The organism is Anaerobiospirillum sp. NML120448, from assembly GCF_023050945.1.
GTDB lineage: Bacteria > Pseudomonadota > Gammaproteobacteria > Enterobacterales > Succinivibrionaceae > Anaerobiospirillum.
The window spans coordinates 21,877-42,137 of sequence record NZ_JALKIM010000006.1 but is presented as its reverse complement, the minus strand read 5'-3'; the positions used below and the strand labels follow the sequence as shown (position 1 = coordinate 42,137).

16 protein-coding genes and 2 tRNA genes are annotated in these 20,261 nt (G+C 40.7%); 5 read left to right on the top strand and 13 right to left on the bottom strand.

Features of this window, described 5'->3' with window-relative positions; genetic code table 11:
- Window positions 1–202: 202 nt before the first annotated feature.
- A tRNA-Trp gene (locus MXE38_RS02060) sits at window positions 203–278 on the bottom strand.
- A gap of 274 nt (window positions 279–552) precedes the next feature.
- Here MXE38_RS02060 and pyrB point away from each other — a divergent pair.
- Both pyrB and pyrI read left to right on the top strand, forming a co-directional pair.
- Window positions 553–1,479, top strand: a complete 927-nt coding sequence (gene pyrB, locus MXE38_RS02055) for an aspartate carbamoyltransferase (RefSeq protein WP_246910626.1) — start codon at window positions 553–555, stop codon at window positions 1,477–1,479.
- Between the two features lies 1 nt (window position 1,480).
- Entirely contained in the window at window positions 1,481–1,978 is a 498-nt protein-coding gene (gene pyrI, locus MXE38_RS02050) for an aspartate carbamoyltransferase regulatory subunit (protein ID WP_246910623.1), read from the top strand.
- Between the two features lie 79 nt (window positions 1,979–2,057).
- On the opposite strand, the gene MXE38_RS02045 is transcribed toward pyrI, so the two are convergent.
- Window positions 2,058–2,564, bottom strand: a complete 507-nt coding sequence (locus tag MXE38_RS02045; protein ID WP_246910620.1) for a nitroreductase family protein — start codon at window positions 2,562–2,564, stop codon at window positions 2,058–2,060.
- 220 nt (window positions 2,565–2,784) lie between these two features.
- Window positions 2,785–4,242, bottom strand: a complete 1,458-nt coding sequence (rlmD, locus tag MXE38_RS02040) for a 23S rRNA (uracil(1939)-C(5))-methyltransferase RlmD (RefSeq protein WP_246910617.1) — start codon at window positions 4,240–4,242, stop codon at window positions 2,785–2,787.
- A gap of 156 nt (window positions 4,243–4,398) precedes the next feature.
- Between rlmD and MXE38_RS02035 the strand changes: the two genes are divergently transcribed.
- On the top strand, window positions 4,399–4,917 hold the full coding sequence (locus tag MXE38_RS02035) for a YMGG-like glycine zipper-containing protein (protein WP_246910615.1): 519 nt from the start codon (window positions 4,399–4,401) through the stop codon (window positions 4,915–4,917).
- Window positions 4,918–5,025: 108 nt separating this feature from the next.
- On the opposite strand, the gene MXE38_RS02030 is transcribed toward MXE38_RS02035, so the two are convergent.
- Together MXE38_RS02030 and dnaG are read right to left on the bottom strand one after the other, a co-directional pair.
- A tRNA-Ile gene (locus MXE38_RS02030) sits at window positions 5,026–5,102 on the bottom strand.
- A 144-nt stretch (window positions 5,103–5,246) separates the two neighbouring features.
- The gene (gene dnaG / locus MXE38_RS02025; protein ID WP_246910612.1) at window positions 5,247–8,081 is read right to left on the bottom strand and encodes a DNA primase; all 2,835 of its coding nucleotides are present in this window, start codon (window positions 8,079–8,081) and stop codon (window positions 5,247–5,249) included.
- A gap of 532 nt (window positions 8,082–8,613) precedes the next feature.
- Between dnaG and MXE38_RS02020 the strand changes: the two genes are divergently transcribed.
- Entirely contained in the window at window positions 8,614–9,456 is an 843-nt protein-coding gene (locus MXE38_RS02020) for a symmetrical bis(5'-nucleosyl)-tetraphosphatase (protein WP_246910608.1), read from the top strand.
- A gap of 172 nt (window positions 9,457–9,628) precedes the next feature.
- Here the strand turns inward: MXE38_RS02020 and MXE38_RS02015 are convergent, their stop codons facing one another.
- From MXE38_RS02015 to rplU, 4 genes are all read right to left on the bottom strand, one after another.
- Window positions 9,629–10,369, bottom strand: a complete 741-nt coding sequence (locus tag MXE38_RS02015; RefSeq protein ID WP_246910606.1) for a dihydrofolate reductase — start codon at window positions 10,367–10,369, stop codon at window positions 9,629–9,631.
- A gap of 142 nt (window positions 10,370–10,511) precedes the next feature.
- Entirely contained in the window at window positions 10,512–11,711 is a 1,200-nt protein-coding gene (cgtA, locus tag MXE38_RS02010) for an Obg family GTPase CgtA (protein ID WP_246910604.1), read from the bottom strand.
- A 162-nt stretch (window positions 11,712–11,873) separates the two neighbouring features.
- The gene (gene rpmA, locus MXE38_RS02005; protein WP_246910602.1) at window positions 11,874–12,140 is read right to left on the bottom strand and encodes a 50S ribosomal protein L27; all 267 of its coding nucleotides are present in this window, start codon (window positions 12,138–12,140) and stop codon (window positions 11,874–11,876) included.
- Between the two features lie 12 nt (window positions 12,141–12,152).
- Window positions 12,153–12,464, bottom strand: a complete 312-nt coding sequence (gene rplU, locus MXE38_RS02000; protein WP_246910600.1) for a 50S ribosomal protein L21 — start codon at window positions 12,462–12,464, stop codon at window positions 12,153–12,155.
- Window positions 12,465–13,087: 623 nt separating this feature from the next.
- Here rplU and MXE38_RS01995 point away from each other — a divergent pair.
- Window positions 13,088–14,077: a polyprenyl synthetase family protein gene (locus MXE38_RS01995; RefSeq protein WP_246910598.1), complete on the top strand. Its 990-nt coding sequence runs from the start codon at window positions 13,088–13,090 to the stop codon at window positions 14,075–14,077.
- Between the two features lie 244 nt (window positions 14,078–14,321).
- Here the strand turns inward: MXE38_RS01995 and MXE38_RS01990 are convergent, their stop codons facing one another.
- From MXE38_RS01990 to hflX, 4 genes are all read right to left on the bottom strand, one after another.
- Window positions 14,322–15,620, bottom strand: coding sequence for an adenylosuccinate synthase (locus MXE38_RS01990; RefSeq protein WP_246910596.1), 1,299 nt, complete (start codon window positions 15,618–15,620; stop codon window positions 14,322–14,324).
- Between the two features lie 473 nt (window positions 15,621–16,093).
- On the bottom strand, window positions 16,094–17,170 hold the full coding sequence (gene hflC / locus MXE38_RS01985; protein ID WP_246910594.1) for a protease modulator HflC: 1,077 nt from the start codon (window positions 17,168–17,170) through the stop codon (window positions 16,094–16,096).
- Between the two features lie 2 nt (window positions 17,171–17,172).
- On the bottom strand, window positions 17,173–18,450 hold the full coding sequence (gene hflK, locus MXE38_RS01980; RefSeq protein ID WP_246910592.1) for an FtsH protease activity modulator HflK: 1,278 nt from the start codon (window positions 18,448–18,450) through the stop codon (window positions 17,173–17,175).
- 425 nt (window positions 18,451–18,875) lie between these two features.
- Entirely contained in the window at window positions 18,876–20,225 is a 1,350-nt protein-coding gene (hflX, locus tag MXE38_RS01975) for a ribosome rescue GTPase HflX (protein ID WP_246910590.1), read from the bottom strand.
- Window positions 20,226–20,261: the final 36 nt, after the last annotated feature.

Sequence of the window (20,261 nt, the reverse complement as noted above, 5' to 3'; positions counted from 1 at the left end):
TGATTTGGCAGCAAAACTTGTTGTAATAATAGCAAAAAGAGCCGTGCAAAAAGTGAGCTGATTAGCAATAAGGATTTTTGTGAGGTGATTAGGTGTGGGCTATAGCTGATAATGAGGTTTAATAGAGATGAGCTTAATTGCAATAATTAATTTGCTATGGCCCAGAAAAGAAAAAACCCCAATTAAGGGGCAATTTATTAATTGGCAGGAGCGGAAGGACTCGAACCCTCAACCGTCGGTTTTGGAGACCGCTGCTCTACCATTAGAACTACGCTCCTGCAATGTGCGCATATTATGCACAACTTTATATTGAGTGTAAAGTGTTTTTTAAAAAATTCTTAAAAAACTTTAATACTAGTGAACAAGTTGAGCTATCAATACCGTATCTATGCGCTTTTGATCACGATCATAACTTTATTTTTGTTGTAGCTAATTTTTTTCACTCTGATTTCTGTATAATGAGTTTTTCAGGAACAGCGCATAATGATGTTCTTGAGAACCCACCTTGCCTGTTTCCGCACTGTTAAACTGTCAACAGTAGGGAAACTATCCATGACCAATCCCCTCTTCCAAAAAGATATCATCTCAATTTCAGAGTTTTCTCGCGATCATATTGACCATGTCCTTGAAACTGCTCTTTCTTTAAAAGCTAATCCACGTAATGACTTGCTCGCTGGCAAACTCATTGGTGTAACTTTTTTTGAAGGCTCCACTAGAACTCGTTTGTCTTTTGAAACCGCCATTCAGCGTTTAGGTGGTAAAGTAATTGGCTTTGCCGATGCCTCCAACACTTCTTTAGGAAAGAAGGGTGAGACTTTAACAGACTCTATTCGTATTATCACCTCTTATACTGATGCTTTAGTAATGCGTCATCCTAAAGAAGGTGCTGCTCGTTTAGCTGCTGATATTTCTCCAGTACCAGTAATTAATGCTGGTGACGGTGCCAACCAACACCCATCACAGACTATTCTTGACTTATTAACCATTACCGAGACTCAAGGTAAGGTTGATAACCTTAAGATTGCCTTTGTTGGTGACCTCAAGTACGGTCGTACTGTACACTCCTTAGCTGAAGCTTTATGTATGTACAACAATGTACATATTTACTTAGTATCTCCTGAGTCTTTAGCTATGCCTGAGTACATTCTCAAGCACTTAAAGAAACACAATGTTCAATTCTCTGTTCACGAGACTATTGAGGAAGTTATTCCTGAGGTTGATATCCTCTATATGACTCGTGTGCAAAAAGAGCGTTTTGACGAGACTGAGTATCAAAACTTACGTTCTAAGTTCATCTTAAGCAAGTCTATGCTCTCTGAGGCCAAGAGCAACATGAAGATCTTGCACCCACTCCCACGTATTGATGAAATTACCTTAGATGTAGACGATACCCCTCACGCCTACTACTTCCAGCAAGCCAAGAACGGTGTCTACGCCCGTCAGGCCTTATTAGCCTTAGTCTTAAACAAGGAGATCTAAAATGAGCGAGACCACCAACGATAAGTTATTAGTTGAGGCTATTGCTAACGGCACTGTAATTGACCACATTGCTCCAGGTCAAGCAATGAATATTTTGCGCTTATTTAACTTCTTAGGTAAGCACAATCAAATTACTGTAGGCTTTAACCTTCGCTCTCGTGAGATGGAAGATCACTTCAAAGATATCATTAAGATTTCTGATGTTACCTTCTCTCCATCTGAGACTGAGCAATTAGCTATCTTAGCTCCAGATGCTACTGTAAATTCCATTAAGGACTATAAGGTAGTAGATAAGTACAAGCTTCGTTTACCATCTGAGATTAAAGGTGCTTTCAAGTGCCCTAACTCTAACTGCATTACCCATGTAGAAGAGGGTGCTACCCCACGTTTCCGTATCTTTAAAGAAGATGGCAAGGTAATGATGCGCTGCCACTACTGCGAGCGTGTCTTTGCCCGTAAGGTTGTATTAAGCCACAACAATTTAGCTGTTGCTAAGTAATAATTAGTTTATTACTGACCAAACAAAAAGAGCTGTCTTAAGATTAAGTACAGCTCTTTTTGTTTTTGCAGTTAACCAATTAAGGCAAAATTTTAAATAATTTATCAGGGCTTTGTCTTAAATAGTGATTATCGCTAGGGCCCATGCTGGCATGACCTAAAGCTACAGCAATATAAGGGACATGCTTTTCAGGCAGATCTAAGACCTTACTTAGCTCATCTGGGTCAAAAGAAGCAATATAACAAGAGCCTAAATTGAACTCAGTTGCCTTTAACACTAATTGGCTCATAGCTAAACCAAGATCAAAAGAGCTAAATAGCGCACCATCACTGGCTCTTTGCCAGCCATAATTTTCTGTATCTAAGCAACCTAAGATCACAACGGGAGCTTGATACCACGATCTCAGACTTTCAACCTTATTCATAGCCTCAGGGCCTAATACATAAAAGAAATAAGGTTGAGCATTACAAGCCGATGGGGCGCTACGTGCTGCTTGCAATAACTCTTCTATAATAGAAGCCTCTAAAGGAGTATCGGCAAATTTACGGCACGAATAGCGGTCAGCAAAAAGATCATTGGTGTTCATAAATAATTGCCGCCTTTATAGCAAGCTGGGCGCAAGTATGACACTTAAGCATAGCATGGCTATAGTAGCGGACGGCTCCTATATAATCAAATTAAAGAGAATGATCTAACCCAATAGACTAGATCCAAAATAATCATTATCTTAGCTTACAAACTAAAGCAAAGACACGACCAATTTCACACTTTAGTCTTACACCAGCTTTTTTATACTAAAAGCAACACTACTTGCTTTTGGTTAAACAGACCAAGGTTTCAATATGATTAGTATTGGCAAACATATCAAAGCCTTTAACCTTAGTAATAGTAAATCCAGCCTTTAATAAAATAGGCAAGTCTCTTTTAAGGGCAGTTAAAGAGCAGAAAATTAAACTTACAGCACAAGGGCCAGGAATTTTACCTATTAAGCGAGCACAATCAGCACCCAAACCAGCTCTGGATGGATCTGCAATCACAGCTTTAACTTTGGCTCTTTGTGCGCTATTTAATAAGCTTGGCAACACTTTGTTGATATCAGCGGCAATGAAGGAAACATTGTTAATATTGTTTAACAGGGCATTCTTTTGAGCCAACTCAATAGCACTATCAACAATCTCAACACCAATTACTTGTTTAAAGTGTTGGGCCAAGGCTAAGGTCATGGTACCTACACCACAGCACAAATCCAAGGCTACTTCATCTGCTTTATTCTCAGGCGCTTTATGCTTATAACAATGCTCAATAGCCTCAGAATAGAGCTTTTGTGTCATATCATAATTAACTTGCATAAAGGTCTGAGGGCCAAAATAGTAGTTTAGCCCTAATAAGTTCTTAACTAAGAGCTCTTGACCATAGATTAGCTCTACTTGTTCACAATAAAGGCTATTACCACTTTGATTGTTATAGCCTACATAAAATGAACCTAAACCTTGCTCTTGTGCCCAAGTTTTTAATGCGCTCTTATGCTTATCAGCAATGGCACCAGTCACAATTAATAAAGCCATGAGCTCATTATCAGCTTTTCTTAATTGTAAGGCTTTGACATAAAAAGGATCTAAAGACTCAGTCTTAATAGCGCCAGCTCCACTGTCCTGTGCTTTAACCCCCTTAGAGGCTAACAACTTAGTTAAAGAACTGGCACAAGGGGCAAAGCCATCTACCTCTTGGCAACAACTTTCAATAGCAACCAAATCATGACTACGAGAGGCGTAAAAACCTTGAATTAATCCCAATTCATTATCATTAGCAAAATATCTAATACTCTTAGAGCGACAGTTTTGTGCCCCAACAGCCTCCATAGGAATATCTTCTGCACTGAGGTTTACTAACTTGGCAGAGTTTTTAGCAGCGCTGCTTGCGCTGTTGTTTACGGCGCTGTTTACTGCGCTGTTAACCGCCTGAGCAATATCAGCTTGTTTTACTCTCAATTGTTCTTGATAGTTAACATGCATATATTGGCAGCCGCCACAAAGACCAAATTTAGAGCAAGGATAAGAACTAACTCTATGAACAGATGGCTCAAGTATTTGCACTACTTTACCAGGACGGCGTGCCGATCCTTGCACAAAAGGCTCACCTAACTCTACTTGGAGTTTTTCACCTAATAATACTTGAGGAATATAGACTTCCCAATCTTGATAAAAGGCAATGCCCTCACCTTTTTTAGAAAGCTTTGTTACTATTAGTTCTACTGTATCAGCCATAATTAATTCTTTGTAATGAAAGAGCTCTAAAATGATTTATCTTAGTAAATGCTAAGTTTACTATGTTATTTTAGGGTCAGGCCTGAAAAAGCCTAAATAAAATTAGACAACCTATTTTGTCTTCAGTATATGGTCTCAATTAATTTGGGAGAATTTATGCTTAACCTTTTCAAATCCAAAAGATTATTATCCAGCACATTATTAGCATCTGTGCTTGCTGGTAGCTTAATCACCTCAGGTTGTACTAATCCTACCAGTACGGCAGGTAAAGTATCTTACTTTACTGAAGGTGTAATCACTGATGTTGAATACATTACTATCGATCTTGACCATTACAATACTCAAAATAGCGCTATTGTAGGTGGTGCTATTGGTGCTGCTGCAGGTCAGATTATAGGTGGTAATACTAAAGGCACTTTAATTGGTGCAGGTATAGGTGCTCTCTTATCGGGAGTTGGTTCCAAAGTTATGGATCGTACTACTGATGGAGCTCGCTTAACCGTTAATACTAATCAAGGATTTATTTTAGTTGATCAACCTTTCTCCTGTTATTACAAAAAAGGCTCTAAGGTTCGCTTAATCAACCAAAACAACAATACTGTACAAGTACAAGTTTATTATGATGGCAGCTATAGAACTGCTGAGAAGAATGCCCACAAAGATTGTAAACTCTAAATATTGAGATCTAACAATAAGGGAATTTGAAAAGACAGGCTTAATCTTGAAAAGATAGCCTGTTTTTTTTAGGCTCAAGATTAAGTAGCAAGATAAGATATCAGATGATGGTGGCCCATTCCCGGATCGAACGGGAGACCCAGCGATTATGAGTCGCTTGCTCTAACCAACTGAGCTAATGGGCCGCAGGGCGCATTATACAATGAAAGTTCTTATAGGTAAACAAAAAAACACATATATTTGCCCTCTACCAAAGCTCTTTTAGCCCCTGACCAAAAGCTTGTAGCTTTTAGCTTTTAGCTTTTAGCTTTTGGTCAGGACTAGTAATGCTATTTAGGGTTAACGCTGATGTTCTTAGCTAGGCTTTGAGCTGATATCATATTAACTACCTTTTTTAAGGCTCGAATCTCCTCAAGCATTTTATCGGACAGCTCGCTACCGCTGTACATAGCTTGGTGCAAATAGTCGATGCGATTTTTAAAAGGCTCAGATAAGGTATAAAAAATGTAATTGGCCAAATACTCAGCCTTAGACTGAGCATTGAGCTCTCCTGCATCAGGACTTGAACTTTGACTTTGAATAACATCAATGTTCATCAACAAGCTAAATAAAGGTTCAAAGTCAGTGCCTCTATATTCTTCAACAATACCAGCACAAGTAATAGTAGGCTTACTCTTAATCAAAGTTAATAATCTTTGTAAGCAAGGATACTCTACTATCCTAAGCTCTTTGGCCAAGGCCAACATCTCATCAATAATGAATACATTGTAGTAATTGGCAACAATAGTTGGATACTGCAAGATAAAACTGATTAAGCGATAGCTCTCACTGTCTAAATCTGCACCTGTAAAGTTAAGTCCCACTACACTTTTATACTCAAGACGCTCTTGTCTACTTAAAGTAAAGCTAGGGCCGTTCATCTCATAGAGATCAACTTGATTAGGCGCAGCTAGCTGAGCACCTCCATCCTCATAGAGATGGCCAACTTCACTTTGATACATCAAATTACCTTGAGGGCCACGTCCTCCTTCAAAATACTCACCCGTAAACTCCTGGGTACGCATTTGATTGCCTGCATTTAAAGGCGCACCATTAGGGCCTAGCGACATATACTCACCAGCAGGACTATTTTGGTTACGAGCAATGCTCAAGCGCACCGCCTCTTGGTTAATTTCTTGAGGACTAAGCTGACGGCCTTGAGTATAGTTACGATCTTGCGAGTAATCAGGAGTTCCCCAAGGAGTGTTGCCTTGACTAATATTATCTACAGCTCCCCCATTAGGCCATAACTGAGGGTTAAAGCCAGGATTAGAAGCCATGCCAGGGCCCATGCCTGACCCCATACTATGGGGCATACCAGGGGTCGTGCCTTGGCCAAAAGATTGGTTCATGCCCTGGCCCATGCCCTGGGCCATACCAAAGCCAACGCCTTGGCCTGGGCCTTGTACAGGGCCTGGACCTTGAAAGTCTTGCTCATAAGGAGGAAACATATTAGCGCCTCCAGGAGGAAAAGCCCCTGGAGGCATGGCTCCTTCTGGGCTTATGGCTCCAGCTTGGTGGCCCATTGGGCTGCCCTGACCATAAGATGGGGGCAGAGCGTTAGCGTTGTTATAGCGAGGGTTGTTGGTGTTTAGAGGCTCGTCAATATAGTCATGTTGGGCCTGATAGTTACTGTTATGCTTAGTAAAGGACACCATTTTGGATGATGGGGATGAACCCTTGTTTGCCCATTTTGGTAGATTGGTACGACCTTTAGTTACATAACTATCTCTAGAGGAGCTAGCACTAGGCGCAACATAGTCCTCACCATTGTCAGCTTGCATAAACTCATTATTAGCCTCAATAGCATCGTTGTTGAACATGTCTTGCACAGTAGAGAGAGTCATACCTACATAGTCTGCCAACATTTGTAAGGTAACAATTTGAAGAGGAGGACTCTTCATGGCCTTAACAATAGACAAAATGCTATTGATAAATTTAATACGGGAGCTAGGCTCACTAACATCCATCAGTATAGACTCATGGAGCAAAATACACTCTGAGTAGCTTACAGACATTTGGATCTCTTTTTCAAAGGCCTGTTTACCCTCAGCACGAATTAAAGTGTCAGGATCGTGTCCTGCTGGCAGATTAATAAAGCGTATTTCCTTTTTAGGATCATCAATAACAGGAGTAATAGCTTTAATAGCTCTCCAGGTAGCAGCCTTACCTGCCTCATCGCCATCAAAACAACAAATGACTTTATCAGTAAAGCGAAATAAAGTTTTTAAATGTACCTGAGTAATAGCTGTACCTAAAGTGGCCACTACATAGTCAAAACCTGCTTGGCGTAAGGCAATAGCATCCATATAGCCCTCAACCACTACTATTTTTTCAGGGCGGTTACGATGGGCCTGTAAGGTCTCATATAAGCCAAATAGCTCAGTACGCTTTCTAAAGATAGGACTTTCAGGAGAGTTTAAGTATTTAGGGCCAAAATCATGATTAAAGACACGACCACCAAAAGCTATAATGCGGCCCTTTTTATCAAAAATAGGAAACATCACACGCCCTCTAAAGAAAGAGCGCTTTATATGTTTCCCCTCCTCAAAGCGATCAGTTTGTAAGCCCAAGTCAACACAAAGCTGATACTCCTCTGGAGAGCGAATTAAAACTTTCTCTACATAGTCCCAACTATCAGGAGCAAACCCTAAACGAGCTTTAACTATTAATTCCTCGCTAAGACCACGCTGATTGATAAAGTAATCTTTTGCCGCAGGGTTGAGCTCTAATTGCTTGGTAAAGAAATGAGCAGCCCTATCCATGAGCTCATATAACTTCTTATTTTTATCACTAGCTGCTTTGACAAAGTTGCCGTTTGACTTCTCATACTCTACTTCAATGCCCGCATAATGAGCAAGCTCTTCAACGGCCTCAACAAAGTCAATGTTCTTATATTTCATAATGAAATCAAGAGCATTACCATGTTCACCACAGCCAAAGCAATTAAACATATTACGTGAAGGGCTGACGAAAAAGGATGGAGTCTTTTCGTTATGAAAAGGGCAGCACGCTGTCCAATTAGCTCCTGATTTTTTAAGGGGCACATATTGGTTGATAAGCTTAACCAAATCTACAGCAGGAATAAGCTTCTCCTGCGTAAAGCCTTTGACTATATATGGCATAATCAGACCTTCCTAAAACTTTACCAATCTTTACCAACAGCATAAGAGCATCAAAGTGCCAGTGCGCAAGTGCGCAATCTTGCAAGCGCAAGTGCGCAAAAGTGCAAGCGCAGCAGAGTGCCTGTGTGCGCAAGAGTGCAGGCTTACAAGCTTGCAAGCGCAAGAGTGCAAGCGCATATAAGCTTTTCTAAGTTCATATGTGCTTATACCCTGTAATAATCAATGCTATTAGCTTCACTATAATGTAGCAAAAAGACTATCGGCTTTAATTATTTATCGCAAAATTTAGACAACATTTTCTGGGTTTTGCTGATATTTATCGTATTTATATAATAAAAGCCAATGTGTAAGTGCTGCTCAATTTTAATAAATGGCAAAAAAAGTTATCCAGCCTTAAACATACTTTCTTTCAAGTATGCAACAATAGCATTACATCTTTTGTTCAAAACAGAATTATCAGGCTATATGCCTAGTAATTTATTGTTGTCTTGCAAAATATCGATTGAATGATAAGACGTTTAAGGAGCACTTAATGGCCACTTACTGCATAGGAGATATTCATGGCTGCCATGATGAGCTTATGAGATTATTAGAGCTCATCAAGTTTGATGAGAATAAGGATGACTTAATTTTAACTGGTGATCTCATTGGTCGTGGCCCACTACCAGTTGAAACTATGCAAGAAATTTTAAAGCTAGGCAAGTGTGTAAAATCAGTACTAGGTAATCATGATATTAACTTTTTAGCGGTGCATTATGGCATTAGCAAGGCTCGTGCTAAAGACAATCTTGAAGTGATCTTAAAGTCCAAATTAAGAGAAGAGATAGTCGAATTTTTCTTAAAATCTAGCCTGTTACAATTGCATGATACTAAAGCTTTAGCTGTAGCTCACGCAGGTATTTTTCCTTTATGGGATATTAAACAAGCGCGCAAAGAGTCTAAAGAAATTCAAAGAGTATTTAGAGATCCTGTAAGACGCTTAATCTTATTGCGCAATATGTATAGCGAAGAGCCTCGTAATTATGATTTATCCAATAATGGATTAGCCCGCTGGCGTTTTGCTCTTAATGCCTTTACTAGAATGCGCCTGTGTTATAAAGATTGCTCTTTAGACTATAAAAATAGCGCAGTTAATCCTGATTTAGTAACCAATCAGGGACTTACCCCATGGTTTAAACTAAGCCAGCCTATAGTTTATAAAAATAAGCCCTATAAGCTCGTATTCGGTCATTGGGCTGCTTTAAATGCCAAATGTAATGTCACCAACATTAGAGCTCTCGATACTGGATGTGTTTGGGGCGATCGCTTAACTGCTTGGCGCTTTGAGGATGACCATTTCTTCTCAGTAAAATCAGTAGGCTATGCCTCTATCTAGCAAGCTAAGCTAAGCTAAAGCTAGTGCTTACGCACTAGCATGCAAGCTTGCGCACTAGCGCATATGCTAGCTTGCTCCTTTGGGCTAAGGTTAAAGCCTTGGCCCATAAGGCGCAAGCAAGCAAGCGTAGCTAAGCGCAGCTAAGCTACGCACAGCGCAGCGCTGCTGTGGCTTAGCTGATGCGCTCGTAGGTTAAATAGCTAAAGGCTAAGCCATTGTGGATATTATCCACCTTCATCAAATTATCCTGCTCATCTACCAAAACCTCTTCTTCATCAAATTCTGGTATCTCTTGGGCAAAACCACTTGGTTGCTCAGCTTTACAGAAATAAAAAGCTTTATAGTCATTCACAAAAGGCTTTTGCTCTTGCAAAATGAAATAACCATATTGGTTAAAGTCAGGAAAATGAGTGTCAGCACAAGGGAAGGAGGCTCTAATCTTAGTAATAATCAGCTCATTAACTACCTTTAACCCCTCTTCAAACAGCGCAGCTCCGCCAATAATAAAGATCTTGTTATACTCGCAGTCAACTACAGGCACGTCAGAGTTTAAATTATCATAGTGCTCGGCAGCTTTAAGCTTATCTTTGGCCATGGATAGAGCTTCTTGAAAAGAAGAGGCTACTTCAATATCATTGCGTTCCTTTAATTGGGCGCTGGAGGTAATCACAATATTGCGGCGCATAGGCAAAGGACGACCAATAGACTCAAAAGTACGTCTTCCCATAATGACACAGCTTTGAAGAGTAACTTGTTTGAAGTGCTTAAGATCGGCTGGTAAATACCAAGGCATAGTACCACGCTCGCCAATGGCTCTATCAAGACCCATGGCTACTACCATGGATAAAGTACAGTCTTTAGCTGGTAAAAAGCGAAATACATTCTTTGGTGGTTCAGTTACTTGATTAGTCACGCTAGCTCCTAGGCTTAAAGTGCCCGCAACAAAATTTCAGGCTAAAAATAAATTATAAGCATGCAAAAAAAATATAAGTGCTAAGCACATCCATAATATGCTTAGCACTTTGAAAAATTTTAGATTGCGATCTTATTAGGACTTACTTCTGATAGACGATTTCTACGCCATCATCCTCATCATCATAGAAGTCATCAAAATCGTCATCCATGCCGTCTAAAGAGGCTCCATTTACTGGATCCTTAAGGTGCTTAGCACCCTCAGTCCATACGAAGTCATCAGCGGCATTCTTATCCTTATTATTTTCAGCATCTAACTCTGCTTGCTTAACTTCATCTACTAATTGTTGTAGGGCATGAGTAAGTTCATTAGTGTACTGCTTTTGTAAAGCTGAAATAATAAAGGTACGCTCTGGCTTAGTTTCTAAAGAGTTAGAGATCTTTTCAATTAACTCTTGAGCCTCTTGCTCACCACCTTCTAAAAGGTCAACCTTATTAACCACTAACCAACGTGGCTTTTCATAAAGGTCATGAGCATATTCTTGGAGCTCTTTTTCAATAACCTTGGCGTTCTCTACAGGATCAGAGCCATCTACAGGCATAGCATCCACTAAGTGGAGAAGCACACGACAGCGCTCTAAATGGCGTAAGAAACGGTGGCCTAAACCAGCACCCTGAGCAGCGCCTTCAATTAAGCCTGGCACATCAGCAATTACAAAGCTTTCGCCATCACCTGTTTTAACTACACCTAAATTAGGTACTAAAGTAGTGAAAGGATAATCAGCTACCTTAGGACGAGCTGCTGAGACTGAGCGAATAAAAGTAGATTTACCAGCATTTGGCAGGCCTAAAAGACCTACGTCAGCTACTAAGAGTAACTCTAACTCTAAAATACGTCTCTCACCTGGAGTACCATTGGTTTTTTGGCGAGGAGCACGATTAGTAGAGCTCTTAAAATGGGTATTACCAAAGCCATGGTGACCGCCTTTAGCTACACGTAATAGGTCACCCTCATGTCTAAGATCACCTAAAACCTCACCAGTCTCTTTATCAGTAATACGAGTACCTACTGGCACTTTTAAAATAATGTCAGCGCCCTTGGCTCCAGTACAGTCAGATGACATACCATTTTGACCACGCTCAGCTTTGTAGAATTTAGTGAACTTATAGTCAACTAAGGTATTAAGGTTATTGTCAGCAATCATAAATACATTGCCGCCATCACCACCATCACCACCATCTGGGCCGCCCTTAGGGATATATTTTTCACGACGGAAGCTTACGACTCCATTGCCGCCGTCACCAGCTTCCACGCGAATGGTAGCCTCATCAACAAACTTCATGATAAAACCTCGATTCTGGAAAAAAATGAGAGCTTAAAGCTTCCAAATCGTGCTCATAAGCATAAGCCTATGATACGCAAAAGGCCCGCGCCACCTTGAGGTGATGCAGGCCTTTTGTCAGTTTCTACTCAAAATTAACTTTGAGCTAACCATCAATAAAGACTAAGCAGCGTCTTCAGCGATGATGGTTACGTACTTGCGACCCTTAGGACCACGAGTTACGAAAGAAACCTTACCAGTCTTCTTAGCAAATAAGGTGTCGTCCTTGCCGATACCTACGTTTGCACCTGGGTGGAAGTGAGTGCCACGCTGACGAACAATGATGCTGCCTGCATTAACTAACTCACCTGCATAACGCTTTACACCAAGACGTTGGGCCTGGGAATCGCGACCGTTACGAACGGAACCACCGGCTTTCTTGTGTGCCATGGATTCTTACTCCTAACCGGTAATACCGGTAATCTGTAATTCGGTAAACCACTGACGGTGGCCAGTAACCTTCTGATGGTGCTTACGACGACGGAACTTAACGATCTTAATCTTCTCGCCTGCAACCTCGCCTAATACAGTGGCGGTAACCTTAGCACCGTCAATGTATGGAGCGCCAACCTTAACGTTGGTGCCATCAGAAATTAAGAGCACTTTGTCTAACTCGACAGTGCTGCCGGCTTCCTTGTTTAAAAGATCAACACGAAGCTTTTCACCCTCGCTGACCTTGTGCTGTTTGCCACCGCAAAAAATAACTGCGTACATGCTCAAACTCCGTTTGAACGCAGGAGTTTGTGCTCCCGCTCAAATCAATTCATCAATCACTAACAAAGGTACATCCAAACGTAAAGTAAATGGATGGCAACCAAGACGAAACACTCTGTAAGTTAAAGCTTTAAGAGCACCCTCTTAACGAAGCTTTAAGAGGCTTAACGTAGGTTGTTTAATGGTTTTTTAATAATCTCAAACCATCTAGCCTTTCGACCAAGAACTTGACTCGCATGGAATCAGGGCCTTTTGTTAGGTCAAATATAGTGAGCGCATATTTTACACACTCAGTATATAAAAAGTCAAATATATCGACTTTCAAAACCGCAAAATTATAGCATAAGTAAATTTATTTTTCTATGGTATTAGTTCAAAGTTTGAATATTTAATAAGTCAAGTCAGTAATTTGTCAGTTGCAAACAAATTGCAGCCTAAAAGCCAAAGCAAAGCAAGAGCGATCCGTTAAACTTATACTAGACATGCTAAAATATATAGACTTTTTCAACGTCATATTTAGATGTACAAGGACTAGTAGCTATCTTTTGGCTACTAAAATTTCATAGTTTTATTTAGAGATGGCAGCGCTCAAAAACGTGCCATATACTCTCAAGGATTGTTGTATGGCGGCACACTCTCAGGCGAGCAACAAATTAGACTGCCCAAGCCTAGATAGGGTTGAGGAATTATTAAACGCAACTTACACTGATCACCACTTGGAAACACATGTAAATGCTATGTGCCAATATGTGATCAATGCTGGTGGTAAGCGAGTTAGACCTCGTATTACTTTATTTAGCGCTTATGCATTACCTCACTTTAATAAAGAACTACATTTAGATAAGGTCTGTCATATTGGTGCGGCCATTGAAACCTTACATGCAGCAACTTTAATTCATGATGATGTAATTGATAAGGCCCCTTTACGTCGTGGCAAGCCAACTTTAAATGAAACTGATGGTAACCATGCTGCTGTCTTAGCTGGCGATTATATGTTTACCCGTTGCTTCAATTTATTAGAAAAAGCACACGACTTTGACATTATTATTGCCCTTAACCACACCTTAAGTCAGCTGGTGGTAGGAGAGCTTTATCAGCTCGAGAACGAAGGCGATATCAATCTGTCTTTAGACACCTACTACAAAACCATTTATGCCAAAACAGGTGTACTCTTTGAGCTAGCAGCCTCAGCCCCTGCCATCTTTATTAAAGAGGACAATAATTTAATTGAGCCTTTACGTGAATATGGTCGCCAACTAGGTATTGCCTTCCAAATCAAAGATGACATGCTTGACTATAGCGCAGATGCTCAAGCTTTAGGCAAAGACCCTGGTACTGATTTAGCCGATCATCGTATTACTTTACCAGTCTTAGTTGCTATTAATAATTGCCACAGCGATGAAGAGCGTAAGCAATTATTAAAAGACATTGAAGAGGTTAATTTATCAGGTGTAAAAGCCGCTATTGAGCGTACCAATGCCTTGCAAATTTGCGAGCAAGAGGCCATGAAAGCAGCCGATAGAGCCATTGATTGTCTCAAGGTGCTCAGCGATTCTAGCTATAAAGAAAGCTTAATTTACATCTGCCACAAGGCTGTAGATAGAGCTCACTAAAGCATTAAAGCTAAAAAATAAGGCTCAAGCTATCAAAAGCTTGGGCCTTATTTTTAGCAAGAGACTGGGGCTGTGCCCAGCGCCACATGCGCCAGAGCCTGCGCACAGCGTAGGCACAGTGCAGGCAACGCCTGCGCTGGCGCAGGTGCTGGGGACGATGGGGTCTTTTTGGAAAAAAATAGGCGGTAAAAGATGTGGGTCTTTTGCCGCCTGTTTTTAGAACGATTTGGAATTTTAAATCTGATTAAGCCATTGGATCATTGAGCATAATGGTTTGATCACGCTCAGGGCCAGTAGAGATAATGGCTACAGGAATAGTAGCTAACTCTTCTAAGCGGCGAATATAGTTTTGAGCGTTAACAGGTAAATCCTCAAACTTAGTGATGCCAACAGTAGACTCACTCCAGCCTGGCATAGTCTCGTAAATTGGAGTTACCTTAGCATACTCATAAGCAGCTAATGGAGGTAAATCACTAATAGTACCGTCAGCTAATTGATACTTGGTACAAATCTTAAGCTCATCCATGCCGTCTAAAACGTCAATCTTCATGAGAGCTAAGCCACTTAAGGAGTTAATGGCTACCGCACGACGCATAGCAACAGCATCATACCAACCTACACGACGTGGACGGCCAGTAACAGCACCGAACTCAGCACCACGAGCACGAATACCCTCACCAATATCATCAAATAACTCAGTTGGGAATGGACCGCCACCTACACGAGTAGTATAGGCCTTGCAAATACCTAATACGTACTCAATGTGACGAGGACCAGCGCCAGAACCAGTGCAGCAACCGCCAGCTACAGTATTAGATGAGGTTACGAATGGGTAAGTACCATAATCAATATCAAGGAAAGTACCTTGAGCACCCTCAAATAAAACCTTCTTATTGTTAGCACGAGCCTCAGTTAAGATAGCAGAAACGTCAGCAACCATGGCTAAGAGACGGTCACGAACAGCCATTACTTGGGATAAGATTTCATCATAAGAAACCTCAGGGGCACCATAGTAATTCTTAAGAGCAAAATTACGGTACTCAAGTAAGGCAGCTAACTTCTCTTTAAATACCTCCATATCATAGAGGTCACCAATACGTAAGCCACGACGTGCTACCTTATCCTCATAGCAAGGGCCAATACCACGACCAGTGGTACCAATAGCATTCTTGCCACGCTTAAGCTCGGAGGCCTTATCAATAGCTACGTGTACTGGTAATAATAAAGAAGAACCAGCAGAAATCTTGATGCGCTGCTCAGCATCAGTGATACCAGAAGCCTTAAGCTCCTCAATTTCACCAAATAAAGCATCAGGAGAAACAACTACACCTGAACCAATTAAGCACAGGCTAGAAGAGTGTAAAATGCCTGATGGAACTAAGCGAACAACTACTTTCTTGTCGCCAACCACTAAGGTATGACCTGCATTGTTACCGCCTTGGCTTCTCACTACAATATCAGCAGTGCTAGTTAGCAAATCAGCGATCTTACCCTTTCCCTCATCACCCCATTGGGTGCCAAGTACTACAACATTGTTAGGCATGTTATTTTTCTCGGTGGTATTAAGAAAACAAAAAGTTTTACTTAACTATTTAATAGTTAATGTAAACCCTATTGATTTGCGCAACGCAAACACTTTAATTCTAGCCTAGTTTAGCCTATTTGTCAGGCTCTTTAAGTAAGGTAGAACTAGTATTAACGCTTTAAGCTGACATAAGGAAAAGTCTAAATACGACAAGCTTTCAGGCCCTTCCTTATGTCAGCTATATGCACAAAAAAAGCGCTTTGTTTTTTTCACCAAACAAAACGCTTTATTTATTGTATGCTGATAAATAAAATTTTTCAAAGCTCCTTATAACAAATTGCACCTAAAATTTACAAAAAGCTAATAGTTTAGCCAAAGCTTGATTAGCTGCGCACTAAAATTAACAGCCCTTGCCTTTTAATAACGCACTATTGTTAATAAAAAAGCCGTATCTTAACGATACGGCCTTTTTGTTTAATAAAAGCTAGCTTTTACTTGTATTTGGCATTGCTAGGGTCAGTAAAGTAGCGGAAGAACTCGCTATCTGGCTTAAGCACTAAGACATCATTACCCTTAGACATGGACTTTTTGTAAGCGTCCATAGAGCGTAAGAAATCAAAGAGCTCAGCATTTTGACCATAGGCATCAGCATAAATACGGGTAGCCTCAGCATCACCCTCACCCATGAGGCGACGTGCTTCACGCTCAGCAGTTGCAATCTTAACTGCTACCTCACGATCGGCTTGAGCCTTAATAGTCTCAGCCTCACGACGGCCTTGAGAGCGGTGTAATTTAGCTACTGCATCACGCTCAGCTCTCATACGCTGATAAATGGAGTTGGAAACCTCAGGTGGTAAGTTAATTTGCTTGATACGCACATCAACGATTTGAATACCAAGTTCATTAGAGCCCTTACCTAAGTCACGCAAAGCATTTTGCATAACTTGATCACGCTTAGAGCTACTAATAATATTTTCATCATCATTAGCAGTGTCGCTAAGCTTGTCTGAGTCTACCTTTAAAGTATCGTCATTAGTAACTTGGGTAGCTAAGGTTTTACCTAAGTCCTTTTTATCAGTGACGCTGTCAAAGGAACTATCCATTTCACCATAGCTACCAGCCTTTTCTTGACCAGACACAATCTCGTGAATGGTTAAACGACCAATCTGACTACGTAAGGAGTTATTAATACGACGGCGTAATAACTCTTCTGCCTGCATGATGTTGCCACCTGCAGTGGTCAAATAGAAAGTTGATGGGTCGCTAATACGCCACTTTACATATGAATCGATAATTAAGTCCTTCTTTTCAGCAGTAACGAAACGATCGGCACGAGCTGATAAAGTTTGGATACGAGCATCTAAGACACGTACTTTATCGATAAATGGAATTTTAAAGTGTAAGCCAGGAGTAGATACGGCTAACTCAGAATCAGAATTACGTAATACCTTACCGAAACGAGTTACGATACCAACATTACCCTCAGAGATTACAAATACTGAGTTAAAGGCTAAAAATCCAGCGATTAATAAGCCAGTAATCGCTAAGTTAAATGAAGAACTACGCATTATTATCTACCTCCTTGGGAATAGCTATAACCTACTTGACGATCTGCATTGCGTCGACCTGTTGTGGTAGTGTTAGAACTATTTTGTGAGTTAGATGAATAATATGGGGTGCTAGAGCTTGAAGTGCTTGGTGCGCTATAAGCTGGTACTTGTGTAGGAGTGCTGGCCTTAGCATTATTGTTTGTAGGAGCACCACTACCTTGAGGCATAGGCAAGTATAAAACAGGATTAGATCCCTCTGGAGTATCTAAAATAATCTTAGAGGAATTTCCTAATACATCTTGCATAGTCTCAAGATAAATACGAGTACGAGTGATCTCAGGGGCAGCAGCATACTCAGGTAGAATTTGCTCGAAACGAGCTACCTCACCTTGGGCATCTAAGACCACACGAGAGCGATAAGCCTCTGCTTGTTGGCGAATACGCTGTACTTGACCTTCTGCACGAGGTAAAACCTCATTAGCATAGGCCTCAGCTTCACGCTTAAAGCGTTGCTCGTCCTCTTGAGCAGCAATAGCATCATCAAATGCTTCTTTAACCTCATCAGGGGCACGAGCAGGCAAGAAGTTAACATCCACAATGCTTAGACCCATTTTGTATGGCTCAATAATGGAAATTAACAACTCACGTGTATCTTGACGTACACGCTCACGACCTGAGGTTAAGATATCATCCATTAAGGTATGACCTACTACATAGCGTAAAGCACTATCAGTAGCTTCCATTAAGGAATTATCTGGGCTGGTCACAGAGTATAAGTATTGGAAAGGATCGCTAATACGATATTGAACATCCATTTCAACAATTACTACGTTCTCATCCTCAGTAAGCATAGCGCCTGAGGACTGAATAGAACGAACCTGCTCAATATCCACAGTAGTAACTTGGTCAATACCAGGAATTTTCCATTGTAAACCAGGATCTACTACCTCATAGAACTTACCAAAGCGTAATACTACACCACGCTCAGCTTCTTTTACGGTATAAAAGCCATTAAAAATAGCAATACCAAGCATAACAGCCACTACTGCTGTTAATACGCCCTTAACACCATTTTTAGGCTTGAAATTACCGCCCATGCCACCCATGCCGCCTTTTTTATTGGACAAAATCTTTTCAGCTTTCTTAAAGAATTGGCCAACATCGTTCTCGTTGTTACGACGAGGACGGGTCCACGGATTGTCATTTTGGTTTTCGCCACCCAAAGGATCGCGATCTTGATTTTGTGGGCGAGAATCCTTTGAACCATCAGGACCCTGACTTGGAGGATTCCATCCCATATTTGAATTGTTTTCTAACATGCAACACTCACTGCCCTAACTAAAGCTAACACCAAAACCTAAGCTTTGATTTAACCTAAATAGGAACGAAACGCCGTAATAAAAAAAACTTGTATTGCGCTCTATTGGAAAGCTAATCGTTAATTTTAAACGCTAATCACTTAAATTAGACTTAGCAGACTAATTTTTGCATGAAAAATTAGTATTTTCAGCAAAACAATGGGCTTATTCTACTTAAATAAAACCTGCTTATCCTATTACTAGCATCACAATCTTGTTTTAAGTGACAAAAATTTTAAACTTTGCGCTTTTTTAGCTAGCACTCACTAGCTGATATTGGGCCTAATATCAGCTAAGGCTCAAGCCCAAGCCCAGGCCATTGCCATGGCAAGGCCAGGGCACGGGTCTTGAGCTTTGGCTTTGGGCTAATCTATATCATCAAAGTCAAAGCTTTCCTCTTGAACCCAAGGAAGGGTGCCTTGATGATTAATTAAACAAGCACTTAAGCGACCTGAGGAGAGCTTTTCAATACGAGCGGCATCTGATGGCTTGAGCTTAACTGATACCAATTCATGCCCCTGCTCATCATAGCCTTTAACCTCTAGAGCTTTAAGCTCATATAAAGCTGCTCTTAACTTACCGTCTTGGTGACCTAACTTAAGCTCAAATTCACATTGATCTAAAGTTAGTAACTCACTAACAGCAGCTAAGAGATCATCTAGGCCTAAGCCATTTTTAGCTGAGACATTAACTCTAATAGGCTTATTAGTCTCGTCTCGGACAATACCAATAGCAACATCGTCCTTCAAATCTGACTTGTTAAATACCAATAAAGTTGGCACTTGATCAGCTTTAATTTGCTCCAATACTGCATTTACCGCCTCAATATTGTCTTCAATACGAGGATCAGCAATATCAATAATATGTAAGAGCAAATCTGATTGAATAGTCTCTTCTAAAGTAGCTCTAAAGGCAGCTACTAATTCATGAGGCAAATGGCGAATAAAACCTACAGTATCAGCAAATACTACTTTACCTACTGTTGGTAACACCATATTACGCAAGGTTGGATCCAAAGTAGCAAAGAGCTGATCAGCTGCATAGACTTTAGAGCTAGTAAGACGATTGAATAAAGTTGACTTACCAGCATTGGTGTAGCCTACAAAAGAAACTACAGGTACAGCATTCTTTTTACGCTCTTGTCGGTTTTGCTCACGGCGACGGGCTACAACCTCCAAGTCCTCTTTAATCGCACTAATACGCTCACGTAAAGCACGACGATCAAGCTCAATCTGAGTTTCACCAGGACCACCTCTAAGGCCAAAACCACCTTTTTGACGCTCCAAGTGAGTCCAACCACGAACTAAGCGGGCCTGCTCATAACGCAATTGCGCTAACTCAACTTGTAACTTACCCTCATAAGTACGAGCACGCATAGCAAAGATAACCAAAATAAGAGCAACTCTATCCATCACTCTTACTCCAATCTCTTTTTCTAAATTACGCTCTTGAGCTGGAGTTAAAGGACTATTAAAAATTACTACCTTAGCATCATGTGCTTTAACTGCATCTGCTACCTCAGTAACTTTTCCTGATCCAATATAAGTACGAGGCTCAATGCCATCTCTACGACAGACTATAGCATCACAAATATTAGATCCTGCCGATTCGGCGAGGCGATGGAGTTCTTCTAAATCTTCTTGGTTTTTGGCTTGTGGTAACTCCACATGCACTAAAATAGTTGGGCCTAAAGGCTCAAACTCCTTTTCTGCCATAAATTATTTTTTCCTATAAAAGAATGATTAATGCTT